Here is a 17,530-nt window from a genome sequence, read left to right on the forward strand (position 1 = left end):
AAAGAAGGCAGGATGATAGCGGTTGTGGCATCTGTCCGGCGGCTTTGTGCAATTTGTGCGCAGTTTAACCAAAACGAATCCGTCGCAGCCGTGGCTGGGTCATTGCGGCGAAACTCATTCCCTTGTTCAGCTTTAACAGCTTGGTTATGCACGGTTCCGTCAACACCGATGAGAGGCAGGTAAGCGTCAATGGCTTTTCGCCCCAGCAGCTGGTCAAAGCGAACCTTGCGGCAGCGTGCCCGGTCTCACTGGGCCGACCTCCGCAAGGGGGCAAACCGTCTGAGCAAGGGCCAGATCCGTGATCTGCAACAGGAGGCCACCGGACTTCGGCAGGAACTGACCCGGTTTCTGCACGCATCGGATTCGCGTGTCTCCGCCTCCCGGCTGGAACTGGAGGCGCTGCCCTTGCCCGGCGGCACCGACTGGCGCTGGCGACCGGAGATGTTGTCCGTTCCGATCAGCCTGGCGGGGCTTGCGGGTCCGCAAAGCGGGGCCAAGCTGAACGATTCTGCGACGCTCTGGCATGATTGCGAGCATTGCGGGCTGATCTTGCGGCAGGTTCAGAACCTCTCGACCATCGATCTTGCGAATTTCGGTCTTACGCTGGAAACCATCGGCTTCGGCGGCAGCTTCATGTCGCTTGCGATTGGCCTGCCAGATGCGGCGCTGCAAGGCCTGACCAGCAATCATATCATCCGGCTGGAATCGGTGATCCTCGTCGAGAGCGAGGCGGATGTTTATGTGCGGCTGAATATCGGAAATGGCCCGAACACCGAGACATTGCTGCGCCATATCGGCGATCCGAAGGCGGGCGAGTTAATGACCAGCGTCATTGAATTCGATCTGGCAACGACGGAAATGAACGAAAAGCGGCTGGATAATATCTGGCTCGATTTCATCGTCGAACAACCGACCGCGAACAAGATCAGCCTGCGGGAGATGATTTTCTCCCGCCACCCGCGCGCCAATATCTGACGCTGAACCCCGCGCCGTATGATGCGGCTTGTCGCACAGGATGTCTGAAAGGAACGATATGGCAGATTTCGAATCGCTGGGTGTGAAGGCCGGGGTCTGGTCCGGGCTGCTGAATCGTGACGAGAGGCCGGGCCGGGTCTCTCTGGTTCATCTGGGCCGGGTTGTCGCCATGGGCAATGTCTCGGCTGCGGGCGAGGGGGTCTGGCGCATTGAAGCGGAAATCCCGCCGAGCAGCCTGTCGGACGGGATACAGACCCTGTTGCTGCTGGCTGATGACGACGAAGGGGACGCACCCGATCCCGGTGCGGAACGGCTCGCCACCCTGACCCTGATCACCGGCGGTTTGCTGAATGCCGATATTCAGGCCGAACTGACCCTGCTGCGCGGCGAGGTCGAATTGATCAAGCGCGAGATTCGCCGGATGTCGTCGTCCTGATCAGCCGAGGTAATATTCGTAATGACCGACGCGGGAAAAGCCGAGCCCCTCATACAGGGCGATAGCGGCTGCGTTCTCCGCCGTCACGGCAAGCGCCAGCGTATCGCAGCCCTGTGCTTCGGCCCAGAATGCCGCCTCTCGCAACATCAGCTTTGCAAGCCCGCGACGGCGCCTGTCCGGCAGGACTTCGAGCGCCTGCAGCACGGCATAGTTGCGGTCAGCCGCCAGAAACGCAGTTGCTGCAGCCCGGTCGTCGGTCCGGCCAAGCAGGCTGGTCTTTGGCAGTTTGACGCGGCCCATCACGGCTTGCCGTGCAGCATTGATCCCCCGCTCCGTCCAGATGTCGCGCTGGATTGCCATTGGCGGCCAGATCGGGAAACAGGTGATCGGCGGGACCTCCTGATCGGTCAGCGCATCGACAGGAGCCGTCATGACAAGGGTCAGCGCGTCAGGCCGCCAGCCTTGCGCACGCAGATGGATGGCAAGGCGCGATTCCGGGTCTGCCCTGAACAGGGGTTGCTGATCCCAGCCCGCCTGAATGCCGATTGCCTGCGCGATGTGATCCTCCGTCCAGCTTTCGGCCGTCGCAATCGCGGCGCTGACCCGCCGCCCGGCCCCAAGCCCGCGACCGATGCGAAACGGCCCCGCCTGGGCATAGTCGCTGGCGGGCCAGCTTGCCTCCAGCGCGTCCAGAAGGGGGTTTGCGGTCATGCGTGAATCCGCTGCTTCAGCTCCGTCATGGCGGCTGCGACGCGGTCAGGATCGATGCCGCGCACGACCAGAACCGTGCCATAGGTGCCATCCCGGTGCCACGGATAGGACCCGAGAGAGAGGTCCGCATAAGCCTCCGCGACCGCCTTCAGATCCTCCGCCACATCGGATTCGCCGCGCCCGACATCCAGCGACTCGCTGATCGGCGGCCGCCCGGTCGGCAAATCCGGCAGCACGGCGTCAATCATGGCGCGAAACACCTCAGGCACACCGGCCATGACGTAAGTCTGCCCGATATGAAAACCCGGCGCGGCGCTGACACTGTTGGGGATCAAGGCCGCGCCCAGCGGGATCCGCGCCATGCGGGTCCGGTTGCCGGTGACGGGCACCCCGCGTGCCTCCCATCTCGCGCGCATGACGGCAAGTGCGTCCTCGTTCATCTCGATACCCACGCCGAACGCCTCGGCCACGGCGTCGGCGGTGACGTCGTCATGGGTCGGCCCGATCCCGCCGGAGGTGAACAGCAGATCGTAGCGCCCGCCAAGCGAGGCATCCAAGGACCGGATCGCCTCGACAATCAGGGGCTGCTCATCGGCCACCACCCGGATTTCCTTCAGATCGATGCCGACCGCGTTCAGCACACCGGCGAGGTGATGGGCATTGCCCTCCCGCGTGCGGCCGGACAGGATTTCGTCACCGATCACGAGAATTGCGGCGGTCTTGTTGTCCGATTTCATGAGAGCCTCCATTCGCCGGCAAAGCTTACGCTTGCCGCAGGGGTGGAACAAGATGGCGGGTATGTTTATGTGATGCGCAAAGAAAAGGTCTGCCCCATGAATGAAGCATCTGTGACGCGCGAAGGCATTCGCCTCCACGAACCCGGCGATTTCGCCGGGATGCACAAGGCTGGCGCGCTTGCCGCGGAAATCCTCGATCAGGTCGGCCCGCTGGTTCAGCCGGGCGTCACGACCGGCGCGCTTGACGACATGATCCGCGGCAAGATCGAGGAAGCCGGGGCAACCTCTGCGACGATCGGGTATCGCGGGTATCAGCATGCGAGCTGTATCAGCGTGAACCATGTCGTCTGCCACGGCATTCCGGGCGATAAAGTGCTGAAGGACGGCGATATTCTGAATATCGACGTCACCGTGATCGTCGATGGCTGGTTCGGGGATACCTCGCGCATGTATGTCGCGGGCAAGCCCTCGGTGAAGGCGCGGCGGCTGATTCAGGTCACCTATGATTCCCTGATGCGCGGGATCGAGGCGGTGCGCCCGGGCGCGACTTTCGGGGATATCGGCTGGGCCATTCAGGAATATGCCGAAAGCCATCGCATGTCCGTGGTGCGGGATTTCTGCGGTCACGGTCTGGGCCGAGTGTTCCACGCGCCGCCGAATGTGTTGCACTTTGGCCATCCGGGCAAAGGTCCGGTGCTGGAGGAAGGCATGTTCTTCACCATCGAGCCGATGATCAATCTGGGCCGACCCGAAACCAAGGTTCTGTCGGATGACTGGACGGCGGTGACACGCGACAAATCGCTGTCGGCGCAGTTCGAGCATTCGCTGGGTGTCACGGCAACCGGGGCTGAGATTTTCACCCTGTCGCCGGGTAACGTCTACATGCCAGCGCTTGGCTGAGACCGGGCGATGACCGGGCGTTTGCCTCTGGTTTGACTAAAATCCTACGCATTTCCGCTTTGCGTCGAATCGGCGTTTCCGCCTAACTTCGATCAGAGGCCAGAAGGCCGGAACTTTCCAATCTCGTGCAGTGGTGTGGATGCGCGGGAGAAGGGGGTCCGGGATTGGCCCGGCCCCCTTCATCTTGGGTTCATCTTTGGCGGATCGGGAATGCGCAGGACGCTTGGCGGGGCTGACCCTGTTCGTGCTGCCTGTGTTGGCAGTGGCCCGGTGGCGAAAATTTGTGTTTGTGCTGCGATTTCGTGGCTTGATTTGTTGATTGCGTCGGCAGAGAAGCCGCCGCATGAAGCTGTCTGATTTCGACTTTGACCTGCCCGATGGCCTGATCGCCACCCGCCCCGTTCGACCGCGCAGTGCCGCGCGGTTGTTGCTGGCCGAGGGGGACGGGATTGCGGACCGCCATGTCCGCGATCTGACGGGTATTTTGCGGGCGGGCGATCTGCTGGTGCTGAACGACACTAAGGTCATTCCGGCGCGGCTGACCGGGCGGCGCACCCGGCAGACCGCACAGGGCGAGGCGACGGCGACGATCGAGATCACCTTGCTGGAACCCGCAGCGGACGGGTGGCGCGCGCTGGCGAAACCGCTGCGCAAGCTGAAGCCCGGCGAGGTAATCCGGTTCGGCGATGAACTGTCCGCGAAGGTCGTCGACATGGGCGAGGCGGAATTGACACTGCGCTTCGATGCGGAAGGCGATCAGCTTGACGCAGCACTCGACAAGGTCGGGGCAATGCCTCTGCCGCCCTATATCGCCGCGCAGCGGGCGCCTGATGCGGCGGATCGCGCTGACTATCAGACCGTCTGGGCCAAGAACTCCGGCGCTGTCGCGGCACCGACCGCGAGCCTGCATTTTGACGAGGAGCTGCTGGCGGCGCTGCGCAAGGCGGGTGTCCGCTTTGCCCATGTCACCCTGCATGTCGGTGCGGGCACGTTTCTGCCGGTCAAGGTCGAGGACGTGACCACGCACCGGATGCATGCCGAATGGGGGGAAGTCTCTGCCGAGGCCGCCGCTGCCATTAACGACGCCAGAGAATCGGGCGGCCGGGTCATCCCCGTCGGCACGACCGCGCTGCGCCTGATCGAATCGGCGGCGGATGAAGCCGGGATCGTGCATCCCTTCGCCAAGGCCACGGATATTTTCATCTATCCCGGCTACCGCTTCCGCGTCACCGACGCGCTGATGACCAATTTCCACCTGCCGAAATCGACGCTGCTGATGCTGGTTTCCGCGCTGATGGGTCAGGCGCGTATACGCAAGATTTACGATCACGCCGTAGACAGCGGCTATCGCTTCTTTTCCTATGGCGACGCTTCCCTGCTGATCCCCGAGAGGTCCGAATGATCACGGTTCTGCGCTCTACCTGGCCGCTGCTGCTCGGCATCATGCTTCTGCTCGTCGGCAACGGCATGCAGGGAACGCTTCTGGGTATCCGGGGCGGGATCGAGCATATGTCGACCGACCGGCTCGCCGTGGTCATGTCGGCCTATTTCGGCGGCTTCCTGATCGGCAGTCTGACGGCTTCGCGCATGATCCAGCGGGTCGGGCATGTGCGAGTCTTTGCGGCGCTCGGCTCGCTGATCTCGGCGGTACTGATCCTGTATCCTGTGGTGCCGAACTGGATCGCGTGGGCTTTACTGCGGCTGCTGATCGGGTTCAGCTTCTCGGGCGTCTATATCACGGCGGAAAGCTGGCTGAACGCCTCGACCGGCAACGAGAATCGCGGGCAGGCGATGTCGCTTTACATGATCGTCCAGATGCTGGGACTGGTCAGCGCGCAGTTTCTGATCAATATCGGCGATCCCGGCGGGTTCATGCTGTTCATCCTGCCCTCGGTGCTGGTTTCGCTGGCGTTTACCCCGATTTTGCTATCGGTTCAGCCCGCCCCGGCCTTCGGCACGCTGAAACGGATGAGCTTCCGGCGCCTCTACGACGTCTCGCCCCTTGGCTGCATGGGGATTTTCCTGATGGGCAGCGTGTTTTCCGCCCTGCTCGGCATGACCTCGGTCTGGGGCACGCTTGAGGGGCTTTCGGTGCGCGAGATCTCCGGCATCGTCGCGGCGATCTATCTTGGCGGGCTGGTGGCGCAGTTTCCGATTGGCTGGCTGTCGGACCGGATGGACCGGCGGCGGCTGGTGCTGCAGCTTCTGCTGGTCGGCGTTCTGGCCGTGACACTGGTGCTGAGCTTCGATTTCGGGATCTGGGGCACGCTGGCGGCGGCGGCGGTCATCGGCGGGGTTGCGAACCCGGTTTATGCCTTGCTGCTGGCGCATACCAATGACCTTGTTGATGCGGAGGATATGGCCTCGGCCTCCGCCGGTCTGATGTTCCTCAACGGGCTCGGCTCCGTCGGCGGGCCGCTGATCGTGGGGCGTCTGATGGGCGTGGTCGGGCCTGACGGATACTGGATTTATGTCGGCCTGCTGCTGTCCCTGCTGGCGATCTATACCGGATGGCGGATGCTGCAACGCGACACCAGAACGCTGACGGAAACCGGCGGCTTTGCGGTCATCACCCCGTCCGCCAGCCCGGTTGCGGTCGAGTACTCCTTTGATGCGGTGCAGGATGAGGAAGAGGCTGGCAGCGAAGATATTCCGGCGACTGATGATGCGGCACTGGACTCAGGTGACATGACGCTCGGCGATGAAACGCCGGATGCCGTAGATGAGGACGAGCTGATCGCGCCCGAGGATTATGGCATCAGCGATCAGGACGACGGCGCGGAGGCCGGCGGCGAACAGGCGCCCATCTCCGCCTCGGAGGGTGACGACGCCGCGACAAGCGACGAACCTGGTCACGGCCCATCGGGCCCCGGCACGCTGCGCTGATCCCGACGCAAAACCCGCTTGCGGTCTGTCCCGGGCGCTGCAACCATGCAGGCGCTCACAGGAGGTGCTGCCATGACGCCGCAAGAGGTAAACAGTTTCTGGTTGGACGAGGTCGGCGAGAAGGGCTGGTATAACGCGACCGACGCGCTCGACGCGCAATGTCGCGACAGGTTTCTTGAGCCCTGGGAACGTGCAGAGGCGCTTGCCGGTGAATGGTCCGGCACGGCCGAGGGCGCGCTTGCGACACTGATCCTGACCGATCAACTGCCCCGCAATATGTTCCGCGACGATCCGCGCAGCTTCGCAACCGACAAGCTGGCGCGGCAGGTGGCGGATGATGCGATTTCCGCCGGGTTCGATATGCAGACGGATGGGCCGGCGCGGCAGTTCTTCTACATGCCGTTCATGCATTCCGAGGAAATGAGCGATCAGAACCGTGCAGTGGCGCTGTTCGAAGAACGACAGCCCGGCGACAATATCCGCCACGCGAAGATGCATCGCGACGTGATCCGCAGATTCGGCCGCTTCCCGTGGCGAAACGCGGTCGTTGGGCGCGAGACGACCGAGCAGGAGGCGGAGTTTCTGGCGCAAGGCGGCTATGCGGCGATGGTCAAGGGCAGCCTGTCGCTTGCTGACCCTGAATAATTGGTTTAACGCTGAACTATATTTGCCGAGGAGGTGCTTATGGCGCAGAATTTCGACTTGATCGTGATCGGGGCAGGGCCGGGCGGCTATGTCGCGGCGATCCGTGGCGCGCAACTGGGCCTGAAGGTCGCCTGCGTCGAACGCGAACATCTCGGCGGGATATGCCTCAACTGGGGCTGTATCCCGACCAAGGCGCTGCTGCGCTCTGCCGAGGTATATCATCTGATGGAGCGGGCGAAGGATTTCGGCCTGTCTGCCGAAAAGCTGGGCTACGACATCGACAAGGTTGTCGACCGCTCCCGCGGTGTCGCCAAGCAATTGTCGAATGGCGTCGGACATCTGCTGAAGAAGAACAAGGTCACCGTCATCATGGGGGAGGCGAATATTCCCGCCCCCGGCAAGGTATCGGTGAAAACCGACAAGGGCAGCGAGGAGCTGACCGCGAAGAATATCGTTCTGGCTACTGGCGCACGGGCGCGGGAACTGCCGGGGCTGGAGCCGGATGGCAAGCGGGTCTGGAACTACAAACATGCGCTCAAGCCGCCGCATATGCCGAAAAAACTGCTGGTGATCGGCTCGGGTGCCATCGGGATCGAATTTGCTAGCTTCTTCAACACGCTCGGCGCGGATACCACCGTGGTCGAGGTGATGGACCGCGTTCTGCCGGTCGAGGATGCCGAAATCAGCAAACTCGCCAAGAAGCAGTTCGAAAAACAGGGCATGAAGATCATGGAGAAGGCGACGGTCAAGTCGCTGGACCGCAAGGCAGACAAGGTCATTGCCGACATCGAAACCGGCGGCAAGACCGAGAAGATGGAATTCGACACGGTGATCTCTGCCGTGGGGATTGTCGGCAATGTCGAAAATCTCGGCCTTGAAAAGCTGGGTGTGAAGATCGACCGCACCCATGTCGTGACCGATGAATATTGCCGCACCGGTGTTGACGGGCTGTATGCGATTGGCGATGTGGCCGGCGCACCGTGGCTTGCGCATAAGGCCAGCCATGAAGGCGTGATGGTGGCGGAACTGGTGGCGGGGCAGAAAGTCCACGCGATCAAGCCGAACTCCATCCCCGGCTGCACTTATTGCAACCCGCAGGTCGCCTCTGTCGGGCTGACGGAAGCCAAGGCGAAGGAGGCGGGCTACGACATCAAGGTCGGTCGCTTCCCCTTCATCGGCAACGGCAAGGCCATCGCACTGGGCGAACCCGAGGGCATGATCAAGACCGTGTTCGATGCCAAGACGGGCGAGCTTCTGGGCGCGCATATGGTCGGGGCCGAGGTGACGGAGCTCATTCAGGGCTATGTCGTCGGCAAGACGCTGGAAACGACAGAGGCGGAACTGATGGAAACCATCTTCGCGCACCCGACATTGTCGGAGATGATGCACGAATCGGTTCTGGACGCCTACGGACGCGCCATCCATTTCTGAGGCGCGTTTGCGTCAGAGCCAAAAAAGGGCGGCGGGTTTTCCGGCCGCCCTTTGACGTTATTTGCTTGCCCCGTCCACCAGATTCGGTGAAAGGGCGCGCGAATCGACCCCGTCAAGGCAGTTGACGTTGATCGCATAGATCATGTTGTCGCCCTGTTCGCCCTTCGCATAGGGTTCGATCCCGCAGGTCGGGCAGAAGCGATGCGAAATATTCTCGCTATTGAACAGATATTCGGTCGTCGGCCCGTCCTTGATTATCTTCACCGCCGATTCGGGCACGAAGGTCAGTACCCAGCCAAGCCTGCGACAGCGTGAACAATTGCACGCATTTATCTGATCCAGATCGGCATCCACCTCGAACGCGATGGCGCCGCATTGGCAGCTTCCTGAATAATGCTGAACAGCCATTTTACTCTCCCGCTTGTTCTGCTAATGTTCTAACAGCTTGTGCTTTCCGACGCCATGATTATCTGATGCGGCTGGGGCCAGAACGGCGGGACATGTCCATGGAACAGAAGTTCATCGAAATTCGCGGCGCGCGCGAGCACAACCTTAAAGACGTGGATATGGATATTCCACGCGATCAGCTTGTGGTCATCACAGGGCTGTCGGGGTCGGGGAAATCCTCGCTGGCCTTCGACACGATCTATGCCGAAGGGCAGCGGCGCTATGTCGAAAGCCTTTCGGCCTATGCGCGGCAGTTCCTCGACATGGCGGGCAAGCCGGATGTGGACCATATCAGCGGCCTAAGCCCGGCGATCTCCATCGAGCAGAAGACGACCAGCAAAAACCCGCGTTCCACCGTCGGCACGGTGACGGAGATCTACGATTATCTGCGCCTGCTTTTTGCCCGCGTCGGCACCCCTTACAGCCCCGCCACCGGCCTGCCCATCGAGGCGCAGCAGGTGCAGGACATGGTGGACCGCATCATGGCGATGGAGGAGGGGACGCGGGGCTACCTTCTGGCCCCGATCGTGCGCGACCGGAAGGGGGAATATAAGAAGGAGTTTCTGGAGCTTCGCAAACAGGGCTTCCAGCGGGTCAAGGTCGATGGCGAGTTCTACGAAATCGACACCCCGCCAGAGCTGGACAAGAAATATCGTCACAATATCGACGTGGTCGTCGACCGCCTTGTCGTGCGTAAGGGGATGGAGACGCGGCTGGCGGATTCACTGCGCACCGCGCTCGATCTGGCCAGCGGCATCGCCATTCTGGAAACCGCTCCGGGCGGGTCCGGGGATGAGGAGAGCGGGGGCGAACCCGAACGCATCACCTTCAGCGAGAATTTCGCTTGCCCGGTCAGCGGCTTCACCCTGCCGGAGATCGAACCGCGGCTGTTTTCCTTCAACGCCCCAATGGGTGCCTGCCCGGAATGTGACGGGCTGGGGGTGGAGCTGTTCTTCGACGAACATCTCGTCGTGCCGGATCAGGCGTTGTCGATTGCGGGCGGGGCGATTGCGCCCTGGGCCAAGTCGAAATCCGCCTATCTGACCCAGACCATCAACGCGCTCGCCAAGCATTACGGCTTCGACAAGAAAACCCCGTGGCGCGACCTGCCGGATAATATCCGCAAGCTGTTCCTCTATGGCTCCGGCAAGGAGGAGATCAAATTCCGCTTCGACGATGCCGGCCGCATCTACGAGGTGACGCGTCAGTTCGAAGGCGTCATCCCCAATATGCAGCGCCGCCTGCGCGAGAGCGACAGCAACTGGGTCCGCGAGGAGATGGAGAGGTATCAGAACAACCGTCACTGCGCCGCCTGTCAGGGCTATCGCCTGCGGCCCGAGGCGCTGTCGGTCAAGATCGCCGATCACCATGTCGGGCAGGTGGTGGAGAAATCCATCCACGAGGCGCTTGACTGGATCACCGATGCGCCGAACCATCTGGGCAAGCAGAAAAACGAAATCGCCGCCGCGATCCTGAAGGAGATCCGCGAGCGTTTGGGCTTTCTGGTCAATGTCGGGCTGGATTACCTGACGCTCAGCCGTGCGGCGGGCACGCTGTCGGGTGGTGAAAGCCAGCGGATCCGGCTGGCGAGCCAGATCGGGTCCGGGTTGACCGGGGTGCTCTATGTGCTGGACGAGCCCTCCATCGGCCTGCATCAGCGGGACAATGACCGGCTGATTACCACGCTGAAAGGGCTGCGGGATCAGGGTAATTCGGTGATCGTGGTCGAACATGACGAGGACGCGATCCGCAACGCTGATTACGTCTTCGACATGGGGCCGGGTGCGGGTGTGCATGGCGGGGGGGTCGTCGCCAAGGGAACGCCAGAGGAAATCGCCGCCGACAGCGCCAGCCTGACCGGGCAATATCTGGCCGGGATCCGCGAAATCGCCGTCCCGCAGGAACGCCGCGACGGCACCGGCAAATCCGTCACCGTGGTCGGCGCGACCGGCAACAACCTCAAGAACGTCACAGCCGAGTTCCCGCTCGGCAAATTCGTCTGCGTCACCGGCGTCTCAGGCGGCGGCAAGTCCACGCTGACGATTGAAACCCTGTTCAAGACCGCCTCGCAACGGCTGAACGGCGCGCGGCAGGCACCGGCTCCTTGTGAGACGATCAAGGGGCTGGAAAACCTCGACAAGGTCATCGACATCGACCAACGCCCCATTGGGCGGACACCCCGGTCGAACCCGGCCACCTATACCGGCGCTTATGACCATATCCGCGACTGGTTCGCCAACCTGCCGGAGTCTAAAGCGCGTGGCTATAAACCCGGCCGGTTCAGCTTCAACGTCAAGGGCGGGCGCTGCGAGGCCTGTCAGGGCGACGGCGTCATCAAGATCGAGATGCATTTCCTGCCCGATGTCTACGTCGAATGCGAAACCTGCCACGGCAAGCGCTATAATCGCGAAACGCTGGAGGTGCTGTTCAAGGGCAAATCCATCGCCGATGTGCTGGCGATGACCATCGAAGAGGCGCAGGAATTCTTCAAGGCGGTGCCCTCTATCCGGCGCAAGATGGATGCGCTGATGCAGGTCGGTCTGGGCTATGTGAAGGTTGGTCAGCAGGCGACGACGCTGTCGGGCGGCGAGGCGCAGCGGGTCAAGCTGGCCAAGGAACTCAGCCGTGCGTCGACCGGCAAGACATTGTATATCCTTGATGAACCGACGACCGGGCTGCATTTCGAGGATGTGCGCAAGCTGCTGGAAGTGCTGCATCACCTCGTCGAGCAGGGCAATACGGTCGTGGTGATCGAACACAATCTTGACGTGATAAAAACCGCCGACTGGATCATCGATATCGGCCCCGAAGGCGGCGATGGCGGCGGACGGATCGTGGCGACCGGCACGCCGGAGGATGTGGCGCTGGTTCAGGAAAGCCATACCGGGCGTTATCTGGCCCCGATGCTGCCGGAACGCACATCCCGAAAGCGAGTGCGGCAAAAGTGACACGCATAGGCTGCAAACTACGAAAATTCTTCACATATTCGGGAACTCGCAGGCGGTTAACTTGCTTTTGACCCCGTCACAGGGCGATAGCCCGTTAATATATGGCGTCACCAAACGCCCTCTCTGATCTCGTTCGTCGCCGGGCTGCTCCCGCGGCGCAAAGGAAGGAACTCATGATGCGCATCATTCCAATCGCGCTCGCTGCCCTGCTCGGCGTTGCGGCCTGTACCCCGACCGAAACCGTGGTTTCCGCGCCGTCGAAATTCGTGCCGTCCTATTACGAAGGCCGGACCGATACCGGCCCGAACGGGGAGCCCGTCGACATCACCGCCGTCAAATCCGCCTATCTGAACGAGCGGACGATGCGGACAAATGTCCCCTATAACGGTCCCGAAGGCCCCGGCACCATCGTTGTCGACCCCTATGCGCGCCTGCTCTACTACGTTCAGCAGGGCGGCATGGCAGAGCGTTACGGTGTGGCGGTCGGCAAGGCCGGCAAGACCCTGACCGGCGATGCGACGATCCAGCGCAAGGTGGCGTGGCCAAGCTGGACGCCGACCGCCAACATGGTCTCCGAACAGCCGGAACTCTACGGCCCGCTGCGTGGCGGTGTCGCCGGTGGTCTGGACAACCCGCTGGGCTCGCGCGCGCTGTATCTGTATCGTGGCGGTCGTGACACCTATTACCGCATCCACGGCACGATGGACCCGTCCTCCATCGGCAAGGCGACCTCGGCTGGCTGTATCCGCATGTTCAACCAGGACATCATGGATCTGTTCAACCGCGTCCCGAACGGCACGCTCGTCCATGTCCGCTCCGAAGCGGAAAGCGTCCGCTATGAAGGCCCGGTTTCGGAATCGCCCGAAGGTTACGCGATCCCGGTCAACCAGACCCAGACCACCACGGTCGACGGCACAGCGGTCAGCCCGGTCGAAAGCGCTGTCGCGGGCTGATTTAAGCCGGACCTACAGTTGCAACGTCATTAACCCCGGCGCTTTGCCGGGGTTTGTCGTGCTAAAATGTTGTTTTAAAAAGAAACTTTTCATACATGTCAGTTTTGTTTAATATAATGCACAAGAATTACAGAGGTTAATCATGCCCAATTTTTCAAAGGAAGAACGCCATGCCCTTTCGGGCGAGGAATTGGATCTGGTGACGGAGGCGCGTCAGCCGCGATTGGGAATGTTACAGAACTCAGGACTATCCAGGCTCATCGACCGGCTGCGTGCGGCACGGGAAAAGGCACGGGCGCGTGGCAATGAACAGGCGACTGTTGCGCAGGGTGAGGATGCCCAGCCCGAAGCGGCATCCGCAGCGGAGGACGCAGGCAAGGACAGCAGGGAAAAATACCTGAACGCCGCACTGCGCCGCGCCACGGCCGAGCGCCGCCAGCGAAAGAACACTGCGGACAAACAGCCAGCTCCGGAAGCGACTCAGGGCGATAAACCTGCCACGAAACCAAAGGCGGCCGGTAAACCCGATTCGGGCGAGGCTGCGAAGCCCGGCCCGATCCGGCTCGGCGATGGCCCGCTGGTGGTGTTCGCGGAAATACCGTCGACACCAGATGAGGACACCCAGCCCGGCCAGCCCTCCGAAGCGGCACAGGCCAAGCCTGCCGATCCCGCCCCGGATAACGGCGTTGCCGCTGAGGCTGCCATAGTGTCGCAGGTTCCGCCGAATCCGGTCGATCCGGCCACAGCCCGCGTCCAGAAATTGTCGCAGAAAGCGGCGGAGCGGGCGGAGAAGGCTGAAAAGGCGCTGCTGAGAGCTGAAAAAGCGGCGCAGCGGGCCGAAAAGAAAGGCGGCAAGAAGCTGCGGAAAGAGGCCGAGAAAGCTGAGGAGAAAGCCCTCAAGGCACGGCGCAAGGCCCGCAAGGTGGCGCGTCAGGCGCGCAAGGCCGAAGCCGAACTGCATTGATCGTTCCGGCGGGCCTGAACCCGCCGAATGCGCCTATTGGCGGTTCCGTCCGCCCCTCCGATTTGCTATTCGGTTTGGGGCGTGATGGCAGACTGGTGCGGGCGGATGCGCAGATTTCTCACTATGATTGCGGCGGCACTTCTGGCCGCGAATTCGGCATCTGCGCGTCCGGCTGTCGACGCGGTCTACGGGCTTGCGCCGACCGGGCAAAGCGACGACTGGCGCTGTACGTCGGACGGGCTTTACTGCATCTATCGCCAGAGCTATGTGGCCGATGTCTGCCGCTCCATCGAGCGGGCGGCGACGCGCGAGGGGCTGGACAAGAATTTCTTCGCCCGCCTGCTGTGGAAGGAAAGCCGGTTTGAGCCGAGCGCGATTTCCCCCGCCGGAGCCGAGGGTATCGCCCAGTTCATCCCCAGCACCGCGCAGATCGTTGGGCTGCACGACCCGTTCAACCCCGCCGAAGCCATACAGGTTTCCGCCCGATATCTGCGCCACCTGCGCGACGTTTATGGCTCCATCGGGCTGGCTGCGGTTGCCTATAATGGTGGGGAGACCCGTGCCGCGAATTTCCTGCAATCGGGCGGAACCTTGCCCTATGAAACGCAGGATTATGTCGAGGCGATCACCGGGTTCAACGCCTGGCGCTGGCGCGAAGACCCGCCGGGTGACGACAAGCTGGACTTGCGGCTGGATGGCGATGCGCCGTTCCTTGAGGCTTGCACGCGGCTGGCTGGCAACCGCGAATTGCGCGAATTCGGAACCACCGGGCGGGGCGCGCCGGTTCTGCCGTGGGGCGTGATCCTCGCCTCGCATCCGACCCGCAACGGGGTGCAGGGCAAGATCAACCGGCTCAATCGTGCCTTGGGCCCGATCCTCGGCGGCAAACAGGTCGGCTATGTCCGCCGTCCGCTCAGCGGTCGTCGGGTCTATACCGCACAGGTCGGCTGGAACTCGCGTGGTGAGGCGAACCGCTTCTGCCAAAAGGCACGCACGGTCGGGATCAACTGCATCGTCCTGCGAAACTGAACGCAACCGGGCGTGGCGGGACGCATCCCCCTCCACGCCCGGTGCAATCAGATCACTCGGTCCAGCGGACCTCCGACAGGTCATTCGCGGGCGTCGGCGCGTTCTCCCACAGCCCCTCGATCCGGGCATCCGCGACGCCGGTCTTGGCAAGCTGGAACAGGTAGCCGTTCGAGAAATCATCAGCGATGATCCGCTGTGCGCGCTTCAGCAACTCGGAACGCTCGGCGTCATCTGTGGTCAGATTGACCTCCGCCATGACCTCTTTCATCTCGTCATTGCTGTAGTTGAAATAATAGTCATCGCGCGCGTAAATCCCGATATCCATCGGCTCGACATGGCTGATGATGGTCAGGTCGTAATCTTTGCCGGTGAACACGGTCTCCAGCCATTGCGCCCACTCCATATTCGTCGCCTCGGTCTCGATCCCGACTTCGCGAAGCTGGGCTGCCAGCAATTCGCCGCCACGGCGGGCATAGGGCGTCGGTGGCAGGGCGAGGCGCAGCGTCAGGTCGCTGATCCCGGCTTCCTCCAGCAACTCCCGCGACCGCTCCGGGTCATAGGCGGATTGCTCCGTCAGATCGACATAATCCGGGTGATGCGGCGCGAAATGCGTGCCGATCGGGGTGCCGTAGCCGAACATGGCCCCGTCGATCAGCTCCTGCCGGTTGATCGCATGGGCAATCGCCTCGCGCACCTGCACGTTGTCGAGCGGCGCTGAGGCCTTGTTCATGGTCAGGATCGTCTCGCCCTCGGTCGTGCCGACGATGACATTGAAACGCGGATCGGCCTCGATCTGGGCCAGCGTTTCCGGGGCCGGGTAGATCGGGAAGGCGTCGACATCCCCCGCCATCAGCGAGGCAAAGGCGGCGGTCGGATCGCCGATGAAGCGGAACGTGGCGGAGGTCAGGGCCGGTTTTTCGCCCCAATAGCCATCGAACGCCTCCAGCGAAATCGAATCGCCCTGCCGCCAGTTGGCAAAGCGGAACGGGCCGGTGCCGACCGGGTTGGTGGCGGCGTCGGCGGCGGAGGCTTCGTCGAGAATGATCGCATCGCCCGCGGCCATCTTGAACGGGAACATCCCGTCCGGCGAGCTCAGCGTGACGCGCACGGTCAGCGGGTCGACGGCTTCGACGGATTCGATACCTGCGAACAGGGTTTTCTGCGGGTTGGTCGAATCCTCAGCCCGTGCCCGGTCGAGCGAGAAGACCACATCATCGGCCCCGAATTCCGCGCCGTCGTGATAGGTCACGTCCTGCCGCAGCTTGAAGACGTAAACCTTGCCGTCCTCCTCCGTTTCCCAGCTTTCGGCCAGCGCAGGCAGGATCGCACCATCCGGGCCGAAACGCGTCAGGCCTTGGAAAACATTGGCATAAACGATCTCGTCAATGGCGGCGGCGGCGTTGCCGGTCGGGTCGAGGCTGGGTGGTTCGAGGACCATGCCGAGGGTGATCGTGTCTTCGGCGGCAAGCGCAGGCGAGGCGAGCAGCGCCAGGGCTGCGGTCGTGGTTTTCCAGTAGCGGTTCATATTTCCCCCCGGACGGTAAAGTTGACCGGGCCGATAATGGTCGGAAATCCCCGGCGATCAAGGTTATTCCTCAAGTTTGACGCGACTTACCTTGGCGGGTGCCGGGGGCGGGGCGTCCGTGCGGGGGCATAACTAGCGGCTGTTTCTTTCGGTCAGCTGCTGGGCAGGGCCCGCCAGAAGCAACCACAGGCTGCTTATGACCAGCCCCCAATTCGCCCAGCTTGCCGGATGGAAATTGACCGCTATGGCCCAGACGCTGAAAAACACCCAAGCTGCCGCCATCGGCAGGGAGATCGCCCGCCAGCGTTCGGTCCTGACCGGGTGGATGAATTTGACATTGGTGAACATGGCGACGGTCAGCACCGAGACAATCGCCAGAATGACCCAGAAATTCGGCTTCAGCGCAAAGAGGACCAGCACGACCATATTCCAGCAGGCGGGAAATCCGGCGAATGAGTTGTCGAGCGTCTTCATCCGCGTGTCGGAGAAATACAGGATCGAGCCATAGGTGATGACGATGATCGCAAACCATCCCGTCCAGCCGGGCAGCAGGTCGGATTTGAACAGGGCGAATGCCGGAATGAAAACATAGGTCAGGAAATCTATGATCAGGTCCATAAGAACGCCGTCATAGTTCGGCCAGTTTTCCTTCACCCGATAGCGCCTTGCAAGGGGGCCGTCGATGCCGTCGACGACAAGCGCGACGATCAGCCAGAAAAACATCAGCGACCAGCGATCCTCGACGGCGGCGAGCATGGCGAGCATTGAAAATACGGCACCGCTGGCGGTCAGCAGGTGGACGAAAAGGGCCTTGAAGCGAATTTCCATGCCGGGGTTTTCGCATCAGCGCCCGGCCTGTGCAAGCACGCACAGACCGTACACAGGGCGTACACAGCCTGTACACCGGATGTACACAGGCAGGCTGTGGATAACTCTGCGGGTC

At 62.2% G+C, this 17,530-nt stretch carries 15 protein-coding genes and 1 pseudogene; 11 read left to right on the forward strand and 5 right to left on the reverse strand.

The window, feature by feature from the left end; all coding sequences use genetic code 11:
• The first annotated feature begins 189 nt into the window (after nucleotides 1–189).
• Both PAF12_RS04195 and PAF12_RS04200 read left to right on the forward strand, forming a co-directional pair.
• Complete coding sequence (locus PAF12_RS04195; RefSeq protein ID WP_271108749.1) at nucleotides 190–975, forward strand: DUF6478 family protein; 786 nt, start codon at nucleotides 190–192, stop codon at nucleotides 973–975.
• Between the two features lie 58 nt (nucleotides 976–1,033).
• The gene (locus tag PAF12_RS04200; RefSeq protein WP_271108750.1) at nucleotides 1,034–1,411 is read left to right on the forward strand and encodes a hypothetical protein; all 378 of its coding nucleotides are present in this window, start codon (nucleotides 1,034–1,036) and stop codon (nucleotides 1,409–1,411) included.
• Here PAF12_RS04200 and PAF12_RS04205 read toward each other — a convergent pair whose 3' ends face one another.
• Both PAF12_RS04205 and PAF12_RS04210 read right to left on the reverse strand, forming a co-directional pair.
• Nucleotides 1,412–2,122, reverse strand: a complete 711-nt coding sequence (locus PAF12_RS04205; protein WP_271108751.1) for an N-acetyltransferase — start codon at nucleotides 2,120–2,122, stop codon at nucleotides 1,412–1,414.
• Nucleotides 2,119–2,859, reverse strand: a complete 741-nt coding sequence (locus PAF12_RS04210) for a molybdopterin-binding protein (RefSeq protein ID WP_271108752.1) — start codon at nucleotides 2,857–2,859, stop codon at nucleotides 2,119–2,121. The genes PAF12_RS04205 and PAF12_RS04210 overlap by 4 nt, the downstream gene beginning before the upstream one ends.
• A gap of 96 nt (nucleotides 2,860–2,955) precedes the next feature.
• Here PAF12_RS04210 and map point away from each other — a divergent pair, with 96 nt between their 5' ends.
• From map to lpdA, 5 genes and pseudogenes are all read left to right on the forward strand, one after another.
• Nucleotides 2,956–3,759 carry a type I methionyl aminopeptidase gene (gene map / locus PAF12_RS04215; protein WP_271108753.1) on the forward strand — a complete coding sequence of 268 codons (804 nt, stop codon included), beginning with the start codon at nucleotides 2,956–2,958 and terminating at the stop codon, nucleotides 3,757–3,759.
• Between the two features lie 343 nt (nucleotides 3,760–4,102).
• Complete coding sequence (gene queA, locus PAF12_RS04220) at nucleotides 4,103–5,161, forward strand: tRNA preQ1(34) S-adenosylmethionine ribosyltransferase-isomerase QueA (RefSeq protein ID WP_271108754.1); 1,059 nt, start codon at nucleotides 4,103–4,105, stop codon at nucleotides 5,159–5,161.
• Nucleotides 5,158–6,357: pseudogene (locus PAF12_RS04225) on the forward strand (MFS transporter); the annotation flags it as partial. The gene queA and the pseudogene PAF12_RS04225, both read left to right, overlap by 4 nt.
• A 360-nt stretch (nucleotides 6,358–6,717) precedes the next feature.
• A complete protein-coding gene (locus PAF12_RS04230) occupies nucleotides 6,718–7,290 on the forward strand; it encodes a DUF924 family protein (RefSeq protein WP_271108755.1) in 573 nt (190 codons plus the stop codon).
• 39 nt (nucleotides 7,291–7,329) lie between these two features.
• On the forward strand, nucleotides 7,330–8,721 hold the full coding sequence (lpdA, locus tag PAF12_RS04235) for a dihydrolipoyl dehydrogenase (protein WP_271108756.1): 1,392 nt from the start codon (nucleotides 7,330–7,332) through the stop codon (nucleotides 8,719–8,721).
• 57 nt (nucleotides 8,722–8,778) lie between these two features.
• Here lpdA and PAF12_RS04240 read toward each other — a convergent pair whose 3' ends face one another.
• A complete protein-coding gene (locus tag PAF12_RS04240) occupies nucleotides 8,779–9,129 on the reverse strand; it encodes a GFA family protein (RefSeq protein WP_271108757.1) in 351 nt (116 codons plus the stop codon).
• 98 nt (nucleotides 9,130–9,227) lie between these two features.
• Here PAF12_RS04240 and uvrA point away from each other — a divergent pair, with 98 nt between their 5' ends.
• From uvrA to PAF12_RS04260, 4 genes are all read left to right on the forward strand, one after another.
• The gene (uvrA, locus tag PAF12_RS04245) at nucleotides 9,228–12,116 is read left to right on the forward strand and encodes an excinuclease ABC subunit UvrA (RefSeq protein WP_271108758.1); all 2,889 of its coding nucleotides are present in this window, start codon (nucleotides 9,228–9,230) and stop codon (nucleotides 12,114–12,116) included.
• Nucleotides 12,117–12,292: 176 nt separating this feature from the next.
• The gene (locus PAF12_RS04250) at nucleotides 12,293–13,069 is read left to right on the forward strand and encodes a L,D-transpeptidase (RefSeq protein ID WP_271108759.1); all 777 of its coding nucleotides are present in this window, start codon (nucleotides 12,293–12,295) and stop codon (nucleotides 13,067–13,069) included.
• Between the two features lie 142 nt (nucleotides 13,070–13,211).
• Nucleotides 13,212–14,033, forward strand: a complete 822-nt coding sequence (locus PAF12_RS04255) for a hypothetical protein (RefSeq protein WP_271108760.1) — start codon at nucleotides 13,212–13,214, stop codon at nucleotides 14,031–14,033.
• A 105-nt stretch (nucleotides 14,034–14,138) separates the two neighbouring features.
• Entirely contained in the window at nucleotides 14,139–15,062 is a 924-nt protein-coding gene (locus tag PAF12_RS04260) for a lytic transglycosylase domain-containing protein (RefSeq protein WP_271108761.1), read from the forward strand.
• Between the two features lie 52 nt (nucleotides 15,063–15,114).
• Here PAF12_RS04260 and PAF12_RS04265 read toward each other — a convergent pair whose 3' ends face one another.
• Both PAF12_RS04265 and PAF12_RS04270 read right to left on the reverse strand, forming a co-directional pair.
• Nucleotides 15,115–16,587, reverse strand: coding sequence for an ABC transporter substrate-binding protein (locus PAF12_RS04265; protein WP_271108762.1), 1,473 nt, complete (start codon nucleotides 16,585–16,587; stop codon nucleotides 15,115–15,117).
• Nucleotides 16,588–16,719: 132 nt separating this feature from the next.
• Nucleotides 16,720–17,415: a phosphatidylcholine/phosphatidylserine synthase gene (locus tag PAF12_RS04270; protein ID WP_271108763.1), complete on the reverse strand. Its 696-nt coding sequence runs from the start codon at nucleotides 17,413–17,415 to the stop codon at nucleotides 16,720–16,722.
• Nucleotides 17,416–17,530 lie beyond the last annotated feature (115 nt).

Source organism: Paracoccus sp. SCSIO 75233 (assembly GCF_027912675.1).
In the GTDB taxonomy this organism is placed as follows: Bacteria; Pseudomonadota; Alphaproteobacteria; order Rhodobacterales; family Rhodobacteraceae; genus Paracoccus.